Annotated in this window: 12 protein-coding genes and 4 pseudogenes; 4 read left to right on the forward strand and 12 right to left on the reverse strand. The window is 62.2% G+C overall.

Annotated elements, in window-relative coordinates:
• Nucleotides 1-11 precede the first annotated feature (11 nt).
• The 12 genes and pseudogenes from AB4Y34_RS36670 to AB4Y34_RS36725 all read right to left on the reverse strand — a co-directional run bounded on the left by AB4Y34_RS36670 (nt 12) and on the right by AB4Y34_RS36725 (nt 13241).
• Nucleotides 12-1493, reverse strand: coding sequence for an aldehyde dehydrogenase family protein (locus tag AB4Y34_RS36670; RefSeq protein WP_368718794.1), 1482 nt, complete (start codon nt 1491-1493; stop codon nt 12-14).
• A gap of 2 nt (nt 1494-1495) precedes the next feature.
• Nucleotides 1496-2566 carry a proline racemase family protein gene (locus tag AB4Y34_RS36675; protein WP_368718795.1) on the reverse strand — a complete coding sequence of 357 codons (1071 nt, stop codon included), beginning with the start codon at nt 2564-2566 and terminating at the stop codon, nt 1496-1498.
• Between the two features lie 23 nt (nt 2567-2589).
• Nucleotides 2590-3879, reverse strand: coding sequence for an NAD(P)/FAD-dependent oxidoreductase (locus AB4Y34_RS36680; protein WP_368718796.1), 1290 nt, complete (start codon nt 3877-3879; stop codon nt 2590-2592).
• Nucleotides 3876-4892 (reverse strand): 4-hydroxyproline epimerase, encoded by a 1017-nt coding sequence (locus AB4Y34_RS36685; protein ID WP_368718797.1) that lies wholly within the window; start codon nt 4890-4892, stop codon nt 3876-3878. Before AB4Y34_RS36685 ends, AB4Y34_RS36680 begins: the two co-directional genes overlap by 4 nt.
• A 51-nt stretch (nt 4893-4943) precedes the next feature.
• Nucleotides 4944-5822 carry a dihydrodipicolinate synthase family protein gene (locus AB4Y34_RS36690; protein WP_368718798.1) on the reverse strand — a complete coding sequence of 293 codons (879 nt, stop codon included), beginning with the start codon at nt 5820-5822 and terminating at the stop codon, nt 4944-4946.
• A 37-nt stretch (nt 5823-5859) separates the two neighbouring features.
• On the reverse strand, nt 5860-6522 hold the full coding sequence (locus AB4Y34_RS36695; RefSeq protein WP_368718799.1) for an amino acid ABC transporter permease: 663 nt from the start codon (nt 6520-6522) through the stop codon (nt 5860-5862).
• A gap of 10 nt (nt 6523-6532) precedes the next feature.
• On the reverse strand, nt 6533-7204 hold the full coding sequence (locus AB4Y34_RS36700) for an amino acid ABC transporter permease (protein ID WP_368718800.1): 672 nt from the start codon (nt 7202-7204) through the stop codon (nt 6533-6535).
• A gap of 8 nt (nt 7205-7212) precedes the next feature.
• A complete protein-coding gene (locus tag AB4Y34_RS36705) occupies nt 7213-8028 on the reverse strand; it encodes an amino acid ABC transporter ATP-binding protein (RefSeq protein ID WP_368718806.1) in 816 nt (271 codons plus the stop codon).
• Nucleotides 8029-8209: 181 nt separating this feature from the next.
• Nucleotides 8210-9042: pseudogene (locus AB4Y34_RS36710) on the reverse strand (substrate-binding periplasmic protein).
• A 630-nt stretch (nt 9043-9672) separates the two neighbouring features.
• Nucleotides 9673-10579, reverse strand: a pseudogene (locus tag AB4Y34_RS36715) (LysR family transcriptional regulator).
• 11 nt (nt 10580-10590) lie between these two features.
• Nucleotides 10591-11850 carry an MFS transporter gene (locus AB4Y34_RS36720; RefSeq protein WP_368718807.1) on the reverse strand — a complete coding sequence of 420 codons (1260 nt, stop codon included), beginning with the start codon at nt 11848-11850 and terminating at the stop codon, nt 10591-10593.
• Between the two features lie 41 nt (nt 11851-11891).
• Entirely contained in the window at nt 11892-13241 is a 1350-nt protein-coding gene (locus AB4Y34_RS36725; protein WP_368718801.1) for a tetratricopeptide repeat protein, read from the reverse strand.
• A gap of 163 nt (nt 13242-13404) precedes the next feature.
• Between AB4Y34_RS36725 and AB4Y34_RS36730 the strand changes: the two genes are divergently transcribed.
• From AB4Y34_RS36730 to AB4Y34_RS36745, 4 genes and pseudogenes are all read left to right on the forward strand, one after another.
• Nucleotides 13405-14235, forward strand: a complete 831-nt coding sequence (locus tag AB4Y34_RS36730; protein WP_368718802.1) for a helix-turn-helix domain-containing protein — start codon at nt 13405-13407, stop codon at nt 14233-14235.
• A gap of 189 nt (nt 14236-14424) precedes the next feature.
• Nucleotides 14425-15003, forward strand: a pseudogene (locus AB4Y34_RS36735) (helix-turn-helix domain-containing protein); the annotation flags it as partial.
• Nucleotides 15004-15071: 68 nt separating this feature from the next.
• On the forward strand, nt 15072-15836 hold the full coding sequence (locus tag AB4Y34_RS36740; RefSeq protein WP_368718803.1) for a hypothetical protein: 765 nt from the start codon (nt 15072-15074) through the stop codon (nt 15834-15836).
• 19 nt (nt 15837-15855) lie between these two features.
• Nucleotides 15856-15937 (forward strand): annotated as a pseudogene (locus AB4Y34_RS36745) (IS5/IS1182 family transposase); the annotation flags it as partial.

Below are 15937 nucleotides of genomic sequence, written 5' to 3' on the forward strand. Positions count from 1 at the left end.
ATCGCCTCGACTTACTTGATGTACCAGCCCCACGGCTTGTCGCTACCGTACCGCGTGATCTGCTTGGTCTCGAGATAATTGTTCAAGCCCCACACGCCCAGTTCTCGTCCGATGCCGCTCTGCTTGTAGCCGCCCCAGGGCGCTTCCGTGAACGTGGGCTGCGAGCAGTTGATCCACACGATGCCCGCGCGCAGCGCTCGCGCAACGCGTTCGCAGCGCGCGTCGTCGCGTGACATCACGGCTGCGGCAAGACCGAAGCGCGAGTCGTTCGCGGTGCGCACTGCTTCGTCTTCGGTATCGAACGGCCGCACGCAGATCACAGGTCCGAAAATCTCTTCGCGCCAGATCCAGCTGTCTTCGGGCACGTCCGCGAACACGACGGGCTCCATGAAGTAGCCCGTGTCGAGATGCGCGGGCCGTCCGCCGCCCGTCACCAGCCGCGCGCCTTCCTGCTTGCCGCGCTCGACCGCTTCGCGCACCTTGTCGTACTGCCCCTTGCTGACGATCGGCCCAAGCAGCACGCCGTCATCGAGCCCGTTGCCAATGGTGATTTTGCGCGTTTCCTCTTCGAGCCGCTCAATGAGCCGCGCGTAAATGCCACGCTGTACCAGCACGCGCGACGTCGCCGAACACACCTCGCCCTGGTTCCAGAAAATGCCGAACATGATCCATTCGACGGCCGCGTCGAGATCGCTGTCGTCGAAGACGATGAACGGCGACTTGCCGCCGAGTTCGAGGCTGACGTTCTTGATGTCCCGCGCGGCCGCCTGCATGATCCGGCTGCCCGTCGGCACGCTGCCCGTGAACGCGAGCTTGTCGATACCGGGATGTTCGCTGAGCGGCGCGCCCGCGTCCTTGCCGAAGCCCGTGACGATGTTGAGCACACCGGGCGGCAGGTCCGCCGCCGCCGCAATCCCGGCGAGTTCGAGCGCCGTCAGCGGCGTCAGCTCGGAAGGCTTCAGGACCATCGTGCATCCCGCCGCCAGCGCCGGCGCGACCTTCCACGCCGCCATCAGCATCGGGAAATTCCACGGAATGATCGCGCCCGCCACGCCGATCGGCTCCTTGCGTACCACTGACGTGAAACGGTCGTCGGACAGCGCGACGGGTTGCTCGGCATTGTCGTCGAGTGTTTCGGCGAGGCCGGCGTAGAACTCGAAGCAGCCTGCCGCGTCGCCGAGATCCCACAGCGCTTCGGGCAGCGGCTTGCCGTTGTCGCGCACTTCCATTTCGGCCAGTTCGTGCAGACGGTCGCGAATGCCCTTGCCGATCCGTCGCAACACAGCGGCCCGCTCGGCGCCGCGCATGCGCGGCCACGGACCTGCGTCGAACGCCTTGCGCGCCGCCTGCACGGCGAGGTCGACATCCTCTGCCGTCGCAGCGGCCACTTTGGCGAGTACCTGCTCGCTGCTGGGGTCGATCGTGTCGAAGCTGCCGTTGTGGACGGGCGCGACCCAGCGGCCGTCGATGAAAAGTCGATCGTAGGATTTCATGTTCAGTTTGAAGTTGATTGACGCGATTTGATGAGCTTGTCGTCGACTGCTTCCAGCCATGTGTCGTCCACGGTGAAGCCCGTCTGGAAGCAGTCCGTCGGATCGACTCCGATCTGCGAAATGGCAGTGATCCACGCCTGACCGGACACGACGGGCACCACGGCCGCGTAATCGCCGACCTTCGTTGTCGCCGCGACGCGGCTTTCGAATCGCGATCCCGTGATCGATTCATGGACGAAGGTTTCGCCGACGTCGATCAGACCGCGCGCGTACAAGACCGCAAGGCGTGCCGACGTTCCCGTGCCGCACGGTGAACGGTCGCAACGCCCCGGCGACACGACGACGGTGTTGCGTGCAAACAGCTTGCCGTTTTCCCGCCGCAACGGGCCCATGAACTGCGTATTCGTGACGCCCTTGATCAGAGGATTGAGCGGATGCGAGAAAGGCAACTGCTCGACCGCGGCCGCCTTGATTTTCTGGCCGAGCCCGCAAAGGTCTCGCGCTTCGTCGGGTGCGATATCGAAGCCGAGCGCCTGCGCGTCGACCAGGGCATACGTCATGCCGCCGTATGCAACAATCGCGATGCTGCCGACGCCGGGTACCTCGACATAGGCATCCCGATGCGCGACAAAAGCAGGCTGGTTCGTGAACTCGACGCGCGTCACTTTGCCATTCAAGCACTCGCATTTCACATGAATGAGTCCAGCGGGCGCCTCCAGCACCAGCTCCGTGACGGGCTCGAGCATCGGCAGAATGGCCGTTTCGAGCAGCACAGTGGCGACGCACATCGTGTTCGAGCCGGACATCGCCACGTACTCTGTCGATTCACCGATCACATAACCCATCTGCGCACGAGGATCCGTGGCGGGCAATATGAAATTGACGTTGTGATTCACCGAGCCGCGAGGCTCGAAGAGACATATCCTGCGCAGCTCGTCTGCGTGCTCTTCGAGATACAGCATCTTCTCGAACATCGTGCTGCCCGGCACGTCGATCAGCCCTCCCGTTACGACGTTGCCGACTTCACCTTCGGCATGGCATCCGACCATCGTGAACGTCCTGTTCCAACGCATCGTGTTCTCCGTGATGGTGATCTCTAGAAGCGGTAAGCACTGAACGGTGCGAGGTCCTGTTTCGTCGGCCGTCCCGCGACGAGATCGGCAATCAGTCGTCCCGTCGTTGCGCCGAGCGTGAGACCGAGTTGCCCGTGACCGAATGCCATGAACACGTTCGACAGTCTGCGCGAACGGTCGATGATCGGCTTCGTGTCCGGCAGGAACGGGCGATAGCCGACGCCGTATTCGACATGCGACGTGCGCATCTGCGGCAACACGCGTTTCGCCTTGTCGAGAATGATGTCCGCGCGCCTGAAATCCGGTTTGGCGCCGTGGCCCGCGAACTCGATCGTGCCGCCGATCTGCAGACCGCGCGTCATCGGCGTGAAGCAGAAGCCGCCGTCCGCATAGATCGTCGAGTGGCGGATTTCCACGCCCGGGTCGGAGACGACGGCCTGATATCCGGCGATACCCGTCAGCGGCACGTCGATCCCCAGTGAACGGAAGAAGCGCCGCGCGCCCGTGCCTGCGGCGACGATCACATGCCGGGCGGCAATGCGCTCGCCGTTGGCCAGTGTGACGCCCGTCGCCTGGCCATTCGATTCGTCGATGCGATCCGCTTCCGTGCGAATCCGGCGGCCGCCCTGCGCGATGAAACTCGCCGTGAGCGCCGCGATGAAGCCCATCGTGTCGCTCACTGCACGCCAGTCCGGAAACATCAGCCCGTGTGAGAACCTGCCTGCGAACGCCGGTTCCAGATCGCCGATTTCCTTCGCGTTCAGCCGTTGTGACTTGAAGCCGAGCGACTCGCGCAGATCCAGATGCGGCTGCTCGTGTGCGAGCGCGCCGGGATCGTCGAATACTTCGAGGATCGGCCGCTCGCCCATCAGCGTCTTGTCGTCGCAAGCGTCGAGCAGCGGCGCGAAGTCTGCGTAGACGTCGTGCGTCAGCGTCGCCATCGACTGGGCAATCTCGACGATCTTCGCGTGCCGCGCGCACATCAGAAAGCGCACGAACCACGGGACGATGCCCGGCAACGCGCTGGGACGAAGCGATAGCGGTCCTTTGCGGTCGAACAGCCAGCCGGGCACTTTCATCAGCACGCCGGGCTTCGACAGCGGAATGACTTCGCTCACGGCCATCTGGCCGCAACTCCACTTCGCCGTGCTGTTGCCGGGCGCTTCCGGGTCGATCAGCGTGACGGCGTATCCGGCGCGCTGCAGATAGAGCGCGCAGCACACGCCCACGATGCCACCGCCGATCACGACGGCGGGTTCCCGGCTCGCAGGCAGCGTGTCACGCGAAACAGTGTCGCGAGGAACGGCGTTCAATTCGCGTACTCCTGCAGGCTGAAACCATGAGCATAGGGCTGGGTATCGTCGACATAATGTTCTGCCCGCCCGGTGATCCACGCACGTCCTTCGACGCTCGGGAACACCGCGTCCAGACCGTTTCCGAGTCTCGTCGTGGTTTCCACGCGCCCCGTAAAGCAACTGCCGATCAGGCTCTGATGCCGGAAAGCTTCACCTTGCGCGAGCAATCCGCGTGCGTAGCGCTGTGCAACGCGGGCGGAGGTGCCCGTGCCGCATGGCGAGCGGTCGATCAGACTGTCGCCGGCGATCACGACCGCGCGCGCATCGGCGTCATCCGAGACGGGCGCGCCCGTCCACATCGCGTGTCTGACGCCGCGTATGGCCGGGTCGTCCGGATGGACCACGTCGAGCGTTTCGTTCACCGCCCGTTGCATCTGGCGACCCCACATAAGCAGCTGCTCCGGTGAGAAGTGTTCGCAGCCGGGAAAGTTGGGCTGGACTTCGACGATCGGATAGAAGTTTCCGCCATATGCGATATCGAGCGTCAGTCGTCCAAAATGCGGGTGCACGATCTCGACATCGCGATGCAGCAGAAAGCTCGGCACATTCGTGAAGCGCACCGACGCTACCCGCTCGCCGTCCATCTCGTAGCGCGCGTGAAGCTTGCCCGCAGGCACGTCCACGACGACGGTGCCGGGCGACTTCGGCCGCACGAGTCCCGCTTCGAGCGCGAACGAGATCGAGCCGATCGACGCATGGCCGCACATCGGCAGACATCCTGAAGTTTCGATAAACAGCAGGCTCATATCCGCGTCGGCGGAAACGGGCGGATACAGCAGCGTGCCGGACATATGTGCATGTCCGCGCGGTTCGAGCATCAGAGCTCGACGAATCCAGTCGTGGCTTTCGACGAACGCCCTGCGGCGCGCTGCCATCGTCGCCCCTTCGAGGGCCGGCATGCCTTCGATCAACATGCGCACGGGCATACCTTCCGTATGCCCTTCGATGCTCACGAAACGGTGTCTGCTCATTCGATTGTCCCGAAAGAGAAAAGCCGGCGGCCTGATCCGCCGGCGCGGTCGTCAGGACTGCACCGCTTCGAAAACAGCGCGGAAGTCGGCCTTTTCTTCGTCGGTTAGCGGCTTCAGCGGCATGCGTGCGGCGCCGACCTTGAAGCCGGCCAGCTCGCAGCCATACTTCACTTTCTGCACGAACTTGCCTGCTTCCATCGTCGCCATGACCGGGAACAGCGAGCGCATGACGTTCTGCGCGCCGCGAATATCGTCGGCAGCGAACCTGTTATAGAAATCCACGACCTGCTTCACGAAGCAGTTTGCGGGACCGCAAATCCAGCTCGTTGCGCCCCACAGGAAAAAGTCGAGCGCCTGGTCGTCGGAACCGCACGACAGCTGGTAGCTGCCCTTGTATTTCTCACCGATCTCGATGGCGCGCAGCAGATTGCCGCTACTTTCCTTGATGCCCACCACGCGCGGATGGTCCCTGAACGCATCGAGCACGCCGAAGCCCACTTCGACGTTGGTCCGAACGGGATAGTTGTAGAGGATCAAGTTCACGTCGGGCACCGCTTCGAGAATCGCCTCGTAGTGGCCGACCAGTTCTTCCTGCGACGGCAGCGCGTAGTACGGCGGCGCGATGAGCACGTTCGTGTAGCCCGCATCGCGCACCAGACGTGTCTGCTCGATCACTTCGCGTGTGCTCGAACCATTCGCGCCGCCGATCAGCGTGCCGCGCCCGCCGACCACTTCGCGCACCGTCTTCAGGATCGCGCGGCGTTCGTCGTGCGTCAGTGCATAGTATTCGCCCGTCGAACCCAACGGCACGAAGCCCGTCACGCCCGCCTTGAGCTGGAATTCGAGGATGTTGGCAAGGGTGTCGTGATCGACGGCGCCCGAGGCGTTGAACGGCGTCACGAGTGCGGGCAGGATTCCCTTCATCTGCATGATTGTTTCTCCACTTAACGATGGACTGGTTGGGTTATCAGGCAAAACGCGAAAGCAGGCGTGTCTCGACCACGCCGACGAGACGCGTCAGCGGGAATGCGACAAGGAAGTAAATGATCGCGACGGTGGTGAGAAACTCGACCGGCCGCGCGGTGCTGGTCGAAATGCTCTGGCCGACGAACATCAGGTCGGCGACACCGACGGACGAAATCAACGCGCGCTCCTTGAACAGGCTCACGATGTTCGACAGCAGCGGCGGAATCGCGCGCAGCAGCGCCTGTGGAAAGATCACGTAGAGAATCTTTGCGTGCGCCGACAGACTCAACGCGATGCAGGCGTCATGCTGCTCGGCCGAAATCGACTTCAGCGCGCCACGGAATGTTTCGCTGGTGATAGCCGCCATGTACAGCGTCAGCGAAATCACTACTGACAGATACGGCGGAATCTCCACGCGAAAAACCAGGGGGAAGCAGAAATACACCCAGAAAAGCTGGATCAGCAAAGGCGTGCCGCGAAAGAACTCCACGTACAGCGACGTCGCGGCTTTCATCCATCGCGAAGGCGACATTCTCAACAGGCTCAGAACGAACCCCGCGAGGCTTCCGATCACCGCGCAACTGCTCGTGAATGCAACCGTGAGAGCGAGACCTTTGAGCAATACCAGCCAGTACGGCAGCACGGCGGAAAATTCGAGGTGCATGGTCTTCTCCTCAACGGCGGACGGCGAGGTCCTGACGACGCTCGATCACATGCACCAGCCTTGCTATCGGCAGCGAGAGCGCGAAGTAAATGAGTGCGACCAGCGTGTAGGTTTCGAGCGGACGATATGCTTCCGTCGCGAGACTCTTGCCGACATACATCAGATCCGCGACGGCCACGATGGCCAACAGCGCGCTCTGTTGCAGGCTGCCGATGCCATTGGTCATCAGCACGGGCATCGCACTGCGCAGCGCCTGCGGCAGCACCACATAAAAGGTGCGCTGCCAGGACTTTAGTCCGAGCGCGATGCAGGCATCGAGATGCTCTTTCGGGACTGCCTGCACACCGGCCCGATAGGCCTCGGCGTTGAAAGCCGTCAGGTTCAGGCCGAGCGCCATCACGCCCATCATGATCGGGTCGATGAAAACGTCGACCATCATCGGAATGCAGTAGAAGAACCAGACAATCTGCAGCAGCGCCGGCGTGCATCGAAAGAACTCGATAAAGAGTTGAGCGGGCCAGCGAACAGCGGTCCACCGGCTCATCGCGAGCAGACACAGGAAGAAGCCCAGCACGAGCCCCATCACGTTGGAGGCGATGGCCAGTTCGAGCGTGACCTTGAGACCGGCGAGCAAGGCGCCCGCGCTTCCCGCCAGAAAACCGAAATCGAAGTGGTAGTTCATCGCGGGCCTCAGTCGAGATGCAGCACTTTCCCGAGAAAATCGCGGGTGCGTGCTTCCTTTGGACACTTGAACATGTCGGCGGGCGCGCCCTGCTCCACGATTTTTCCGCTCGCGCAAAACACCACACGCGTAGCGATATCGCGGGCGAAATGCATGTCGTGCGTCACGATGATCATCGCCATCTTCTGTTCGGCGAGTTGCAGCATCACGTTCTGCACTTCGACGACCATTTCCGGGTCGAGTGCTGACGTCACTTCGTCGAATAGCATCAGCTTCGGCTCGAGCATCAGCGCACGCGCGATCGCTACGCGCTGCTTCTGACCGCCCGAAAGCTGGCTCGGATACGCATGCAGCTTGCTCTCCAGACCCAGCCGCGCGAGATACATGCGGGCGCGCTCGGTGGCCTGCGCTTTGGACAGGCCGCCGACCTTCATCGGCGCGAGGACGAGATTGCCCAGCACGGACAGATGCGGAAACAGCGTGTAGTGCTGGAACACCATCCCGATCTGCTTCTGCAGCCGGGCGTCGATGCGCTTCGAGCGGCCCGAGTCCGCACTGGAGATGTACGGCTTGCCCTGGAAGCCGATCCGTCCACCCTGAATGCCTTCCAGTCCCATCATCACGCGCAGCAGCGAACTCTTGCCGCTTCCGCTCGGGCCGATGATCACGAGGCGGTCGTCGGCGCGCATGTCGAGATTCATGTGGTCCATGACCACCAGGTTCTCGCCGTAGGACTTGTACACATCCTCGAATTGCACGAAATCGCCCATCGTGGACGGCGTGAAGTCCACCACAGCCGGTGGCGTGTGAGATTGGGCAACCATGGTTTGCGATGACAGCATGAAGTCTCTCCAGCGGGACGCGCCTTACGCGCGCGAAGGTGAGTCGAACCCCGCGACCGTGGATGTGCCGATGTCGTTGCGGCTGGTACCGGCCACATAAACGCAAATCGCGATGCCAGCCGCGAGCGAACGAACGCGCTCACTCGCGACATGGCAGCAAGCATCACTTGTTCGAAGCGAGCATGGATTGAACGGAGGTCTTGATGAGGCGATTGACCGCGCCGGAGCTGACCTGCTCGCTCACGTACTTGTTAAGTACCGCGATGTCGGCAGCTGGCGTGTCTTTCCTGATACCGAAAGCGACTTCCTGCTGCGCGAGCGGCGGATTCGGTTGAATGGCGACGGCCCAGTCGGGATGCGCCTCCGTCAGCAGCATGTTCGTGATGTTGGCGTCGGCGAGAAGGTCGGCACGTTTGGACATCAGTGCGAGGCGGGTTTCGTCGTTACCCGGCAAGCGCATGATTTGCACCTGTTTGAAGACGGCCGTGATCGCCTTGTCCTGCGCGGAACCCGACATCACCGCGACCGTCACACCCGGCTTGTCGATTTCGGCGATGGAATGGGCGCCCTTCGCGATCTTCGGGTTGTTCCTGTTGTAGACGAACGAAACGTTGTAGTCCGTTGCGGGCGCGGAAAACGAGATCGCTTTCTCCCGCTCAGGCGTGTCGTTGAGCGCCATCGAAAGATCCCATTGTTCGATTGCAGACCCGCGACGATGTTGTCCCACGTGGTATCGACGAACTCGACTTTCACTTTGAGCACGTTTTGCCCGAAGTTGCGACATAGCTCCGAGAAGAAGCCGCTGTATTCGCCGGTCTTCGGGTCGCGCATGACGTACGGCGGCGCAACCGCGGCGCCGCAACGTAGGACGCCAGCCTTCTTCACACTTTCCCAGCCGGCGGTTCCGTCGGCGTGCGACGGCGCGCTTGCAACGACGCAACCCACCGCTACGAACGACAGGAACGTTTGACGGACAAAACAGGACAGCCGAACCATGGTGACCTCTCCTTTAAGGGTATTTTCGAGGACGGAACACGTGTGCCACACACCATTGCGTGTCTCTATGTGTGCAGTGATGTATGCATCCTAGAAAATCATAAATGGAGCTGTCAACCAGGAAATTGCCCTAGTCGATATTTCATGCCGCATAGCGGTTTCGTCAACAAAAAGGAGCTCCTCCAGACCGCGCGGCCGACCTCAAGCTCATCGATTCCTTCCCATCGAGTCAGGAAACTCGCTCGGCAGGCTCAAGATGAACCTGGTAATGACGATCACCGCGTCTGCAGGAGAGGCGAGTAGGGATTCACTTGCGCGGCCGGAGGCGCACTGCGCTGTTTGGGGGAAGGGGGAGAACAGCGGTCGGACACCGAGTGGGATGCGGCAGCGGAACCCGCTGCCGCATCCCACTCCTTCATGTACTTGCGAGTGCCTCCGCGCTGACCGCCGTGAAGAAGTCAACCAGATTGCCGTCCGGATCCCGAACAGCAGCGAGCGATCTCCCCATGGCTGAGTGGTAGGGGCCTGTACAACGTCTTCGAGTTACCCACACCGCAACAAGCAGCTTGAGTAAAGAAGTATGTGCATCGGATCGAACCGCGAGGTTCCAAAGACTCAACGTACTTCGCTTTAAGCGTGACGACTACTCGTCGCGCCGAGCTCTCGCGCAAGGTCGAGAAACCCCGCGATGTAAGCGATTTCCTCTTCTCCGTTCCGCACACCTACGTTGATGCATTTGCTGATACCCGGCTCGCCCAGACGAATGGCCCGTACAGGCAACCCTTCGCCCTCTTCTGCTACGAGCCAGTCCGGCAACACCGCGACGCCGCGTCCAGCCGCGACGAGTTGCAGCATCAGTTCCGTCTGCTCCGCCGTCCGGTGATACTTCGGCTTGCAATGCGCGGGCACGAGAAACCGCGTGAAGATATCCAGACGCTCCTTGCTGACGGGAACGGTGATGAGTTCCTCGTTCATCAGATCCTGCGGCAGCGCAAACTCGCGCGCGGCGAGCGGATGCTCGTCCTGCACGATGAGCATCAGTTCATAGTCGATAACAGGTGCGAACACGATGTCAGGCACGTCGATGGGGTCGGGCGTGATCAGCATGTCGATCTCGTAGCCGAGCAGCGCAGCGACGCCATCGAAGCGAAAGGCCGTGCGAACGTCGAAATCGACGTCAGGCCACGCGGTTAGGTATTGAGGCGTCAGGCGCGTCAACCATTTCTGGCACGGATGACATTCCATACCCACGCGCAACGCTCCGCGGCGACCTTCGGCGAAATTGGTCAGCGTGCGTTCGGCGTGTTCCATCTGGGGGATCACGCGTTCCGCGAGACCCAGCAGATATTCGCCAGCGTGCGTGAAACGCAATCCGCGGCCGTTCTTCGTCCACAACTTGACGCCGTGTCGCTCCTCGAACTTCCGGACCATGTGGGACAGCAGCGGACTGCGTGACATTCAGGCGTTCGGCGGCGGCCGTCACACTGCCGAGACGGTCGACTTCCATGACGATCGACAGATACTGGAGGTCTAGCATGTCTTGCTCCTTCAGCTGCGGTGCGTCCCGAAGGTTCTCACCGATGCGCGGGTGGGCCGCGACATCGCAGCGAATGCGGCCAATCCGAGCATGGGGCCTGGCACCAGCAGCCAGGTCGCGTCCAGGCCGACGCGTTCGAAGAGCGACGTCGTGATCGCAATCGAAACCACCGTCACGGCGAAACCGATCGAGTTCAGGATGGCGAGTGCGCTTCCGACGAGATCAGGCGGACAAGCCCTCGCAGCCAGCGCGGAGAACTGTGGCGAATCGGCGACGACGGTTGCCCCCCATATCGCCATGAGCGCTGCCAGCCATTCAGGAGACAGGAAGCGCCAACCGAGCTCAAAGGTCAGAGAGCAAAAGCCCGATATCGCGAGTGCGCCTGTCGCCACCTTCGCGCTCCCGATGTGTCGCGACAGCACACCGCCCACCAGCGAACCGACCGCACCCATACCGATGATCGCGAACGACATCGCTGGCACGCCGATACCGGGAAAACGCGTTACGAGAGATGAATGGGAGACGAGCAGCGGCACGGCAGTCCAGAAGGTGTACAACTCCCACATGTGACCGAAATAACCGAACGTTGCCGCCCGAAATGACGGGATGCGGAACGCGTCGATCACGGAGGATTGAGATGCTCCCGCTGCAACGCCGCCGTCGAATGCGCGCACCCTGATCTCCGAGTGCGGCCCTTCTCCCAATACCCCGATAACGATCGCACCGCCCACGGCCAGCACCGATGACGCGGAGATGATGAGCTGCCACGGAAAGCCTGTGCCCATGACTCGCATTGCGTGTGGCAGCGCCGTGCCCAGCACGAGCATCGCGACGAGCTGCGCCAGGGCCTGACCCGTGCGGTCCAGCGCCCAGCCGACGATCAGCTTCATCCCCATCGGATAAATTCCCGCAAGACAGACGCCCACGCCGAACCGGTACACGCCGCCGCTCACGAGTCCCGTCGAGAACCACGCGAAACAGAGATTGAGAATCGCACCAGCAAGCGCGCTGCACACGAAGATGCTGCTCGCGCGGAAGCGATCCGCCGCGCCGCTCAACGCGATGATGAGCGTGCCGAGAATGAATCCAAGCTGGACCGCATTCGTCAGCCAGCCGATATCGGCTGCGCTTGCGTGCCATAGCTTCATCAGGTCGGCGGCGGTGCCGTTCGCGCTGAACCACAACGCCGTGCCGAACAGTTGCGCGAGCGAGATTGCCGCGACGGGGCCAATGCTATCGACCAGCAGTCTGCGCGGTCCCGTCGCTTTCATCGTGATGCCCGACTCCATTTCGCTTTCCCGAGCCGCCACCATCAGCCGTTCGACGAATCGCTCGCTGTTTGCGCAGCCAGCAGTTCGTTCAGCCATCGGGTGTCGCGAGGCGACTGGCGGCGGTGCAGCCGCCTGTCGAGCAGCGCGTGGGCTTTCTTCAATTCGCCGCTTCGCATCAGGGCGACAAGCAATGTGTCTTCGACGATCTCGCGCTGAGCGCCGCTTCCGCCGATGCGCACGACATCCCGCGAGACGGGTTCGAGAATGCGCGCGGCGAGCGCGTACTGCCCGTCTGCGAACGCGAGCGAAGCGCGGCAAATGTCCGGGACTACGGAACCGGCAGGCAGCCGGCCTTCATCGAGCAGCCTGGTGAGCGCGTTGACCCGCTGCTCGACCGCTAGCGTGTCTCCCGTCGCGGCGCCGACAAGCGCCATGTGGAAATCCGCGAAAGGGAAGCCCGCGTCCCTGAAGTAGCCCGATGCGTAGCGCGCCGCGTCATTCCACATTCCTTCAGGAACAGCATGGCCGTATGCCTGCATGCGCCACAGAAACGACGACGTGTCGCTGACGATGTTGATGGGCGTGCCCTTCGACGCCGACGGCGCAACATGATCGCTGTAGATCGCGATCGCGCCGTCAGTGTCTCCGCGTTCCAGCGCGATGAGCGCCCCGTGCCACGCAATGTGACCGTGCAACACGCCAGCCTTCGGATACGCCGGCAGCCAGCCGGCAATCAAATGCTGGGCCTCGTCGTTCGCGCCCGACTCGTAAAGAACGTGAGCGACGGCATGTGCCGCATTCACGTTATGACGACGCAATTCGAGTGCGCGCTGCGTGAGCGTACGACCAAGTCCGACATCGCCATTCTCGCCATGCGCCCAGCCGCGATAAGTGAGGAACCACCAGTCGTCGGAATCGAAATGGCGTGCGTGTCGCTCGCACAGATCGACTCGCGCCTGATCGTGGTCGGCCATGCCAGAGAACGCGTAAAGCCCAAACGCGCCGAGCGGCATCGAGAGAATCACAACGTCGCGCGGCCATCTGTCGGTATGCGCCAATGCACCGGCAAGCGCTTTCGGCTCCTGCCCTTCTATCGCGAGCCCTAGCACCTCGACATGACTGCGCTCACGCTCGGTGCCGCGATGCGCAACGAGAGCCTGCGCTGTCGCGATCTTCTCGCGCGCTTGCGACGGTTGTGCGCTGATCGCGTGCAGCCGGGCGCGCGCCGCGTGCGCCAGCGCAAAGTCCGGGTCCGCTGCGATCGCCGCGTCCAATGCTTCGCTGGCACCGGGCCATAGCGACAGCAGCAGATCGATACCCGTTCGATATCGCTCCGCTGCAAGGTCGGAGTCGGTCGAAAGTGGCAGATCGTATCGGTCGTGGCGAGCCATAAGGCGCAATACTCCAAGTTTCCTGGGCCGTGGTGCGCAGCGCATTCTTCATCGCGCGCGGGAACCCAATGCGGGGGAACCTTCATTAAAACAATTTTTGGGATGACAGTCTTTCGACGAGTGGTCAAAATATGTCGAATAACTGCCAACCGGATGACATGTGATGTGGGAAACGATTGAAGCGCCCGCTGACGCGGCGCCGCCGAACCCGTTGACGGTGCGCGCGCAATTCATTCCCGCCCAGCGTTTTTTCCCGGAGCACTCGCACCAGTGGCATCAGATGGTGTATGCGATCTCGGGCGCGCTGACCGTGATATCGGAAGGCGGGTCGATCGTCATTTCGCCCGAGCAGGCAGTGTGGCTGCCGACGGGTCTTCGTCACAGGGTGGGCTCGCTGCTAGGTTCGGAATTTCGCAGCCTCAGGATTGCCGACGAAACTGGCAGCACTCTGGCGGGCGCGAGTCCCATGGTGTTCGCCGTATCGCCGCTGCTGAGGGCGCTCATAGTCGAAGCCACCGCGATAGCTGGACAGCCAGACGATGACGGTTATGTCGGGCGAATCACGCAACTGATTCTCGACCAGTTGCGTCGGGCGCGACCACTTCCGACGGCCCTACCCTGGCCACGCGATGACACGCTCGCGCAGCTATGCGAGACGCTGCACGCGGATCCGGCGGATGCGCGCGGATCCGATGAGTGGGCGCAACGCCTGGGCATGTCCGCGCGCACGCTGGCGCGGCGCTTCGTTGCGGAAACGGGGATGAGTCTGCGTTCATGGCGCCGCAGGCTGCGGCTCTTTCGGGCGATCGAACTGCTGGGCGGAGGCATGGATGTCACCCGAACCGCGCTGGAACTCGGCTACAGCTCGACGTCCGCTTTCATCTACGCATTCCGGCTTGAATTGGGCAGCAGCCCGCAGGCCTTCATGCGCGGCCGCAGTGAGCGGACCGCATCGGATCCTGTCGCACCGTCGCAGCAGGATTCAAATGAGTAAGCCGTTGGCGCTTGCCAACGAAATGAGGGCGAATCACCACGGATCTTCCGTGCAATTCGCCCCGCCTTTCAATTGCTTTCCCGCTTGTCACGCAAGCTGATCTTTCGGCTCGCGCAGTTCTGCCTCGCTAAATAGAAATGTCGTGTTCTGGGTAGTTTGGCTGCCGGACATCCGCTCAGGGAGCCGGCGATGAACGCGACTGGGACGATCACGATGACGATGCATGAGATCGATCGGCTGAAGGTCATTCAGGCCGTGAGGGAGTCCCGGCTCAAGCCGGGTCAGGCCGCCGAGCGGCTGGGACTGAGCGTGCGCCAGGTCGAGCGGCTGGTGTTGCGTTACGACGCGGCCGGCGTGGCCGGGCTGGTGTCAGGCAAGCGTGGGCGTGCAGGCAACCACCAGCTGCCTGCTGGCAAGGCGCAGCGGGCGCTGGCGCTGGTCCGCGAACGCTATGCGGATTTCGGGCCGACGCTGGCGCGCGAGAAGCTGAGGGAATGTCATGGCATCGAACTGGCGGTGGAAACGGTGCGCACCCTGATGATTGCCGCGGGACTGTGGGTGCCGCGCAGGGATCGTCCGCCGAAGGTGTACCAGCCGCGTAATCGCCGTGCCTGTCTGGGCGAACTGGTGCAGATCGACGGCAGCGATCACCGCTGGTTCGAGGACCGGGCGCCCGCCTGCACGCTGCTGGTGTATGTCGACGATGCGACCAGCCGGCTGATGGCATTGCATTTCACGCAGACGGAATCGACCTTCAGATACTATGAGGGACAGCCCGCGTAAGCCCCCAGGAGTAAAACGGTTTGTCTGGACCGTTTCCCGGAAGGAGCACGCAAATGGACGCACCCGAGAGAACCCTGCAAGCACAGGAAACCGAGATCACCTGCAGGCTGTTTGTCGCCTTTGAATTGGGCGAAAAGAACTGGAAGCTGTCACTCGGTGATGGCGTACGTGCTCCCAGCCGTTGCGCGGTAGCGGCCGGCGACACCGCTTCCGTCCTGTCCGCTATCGCGAAAGCCAGAGCTCGCTGTCATCTGCACCCTGACACCTTGGTGCTGAGCTGCTATGAGGCGGGCCGCGACGGCTTCTGGTTGCACCGTTGGCTAAGCGCACAAGGGATTGTCAATCTCGTCGTCGATTCGGCAAGTATCGAGGTAAACCGACGCTCCCGACGTGCGAAGACCGACCGCCTTGACGCCGACAAGCTGCTTTCCATGCTGATGCGCTACTACGCTGGCGAACGTCGGGTCTGGGCAGTCGCGCGAGTCCCAAGCGCACAGCAGGAAGATGAACGACGCGTGCATCGTGAACTCGAGCGCCTACGACACGAGCGCACCGCTCACATCAACCGGATCCGATCGCTTCTGGTACTGCATAACCTGCGCGTAGAGCGCGTAGGCGGTCGTAACTGGGCCCGCTGGTGGGCCGAGCACGCTCAGCAGTTGCTCCCCGCTCTGCGTGCCGAAATCGAGCGTGAATTTGAGCGACTCTCACTTGTCATCCACCAAATCAAGACGCTTGAGGGATTTCAGGAGCAGCAAGTCCGCGGCGGCGCACAACCTTCAATTGCGGCGTTAGAGCGTGTTAGGAACTTCGATTGAGACCTGGTATCCTGGCGGGATGAAAAGAACCGACCGCAAAGGGTATCCGACAGATGTGTCGGATGAGGAATGGAGTTTCGCGGCGCCGTATCTGACGCTGA

The sequence above is a fragment of the Paraburkholderia sp. BR10954 genome, from assembly GCF_040965775.1.
Lineage (GTDB): Bacteria > Pseudomonadota > Gammaproteobacteria > Burkholderiales > Burkholderiaceae > Paraburkholderia > Paraburkholderia youngii.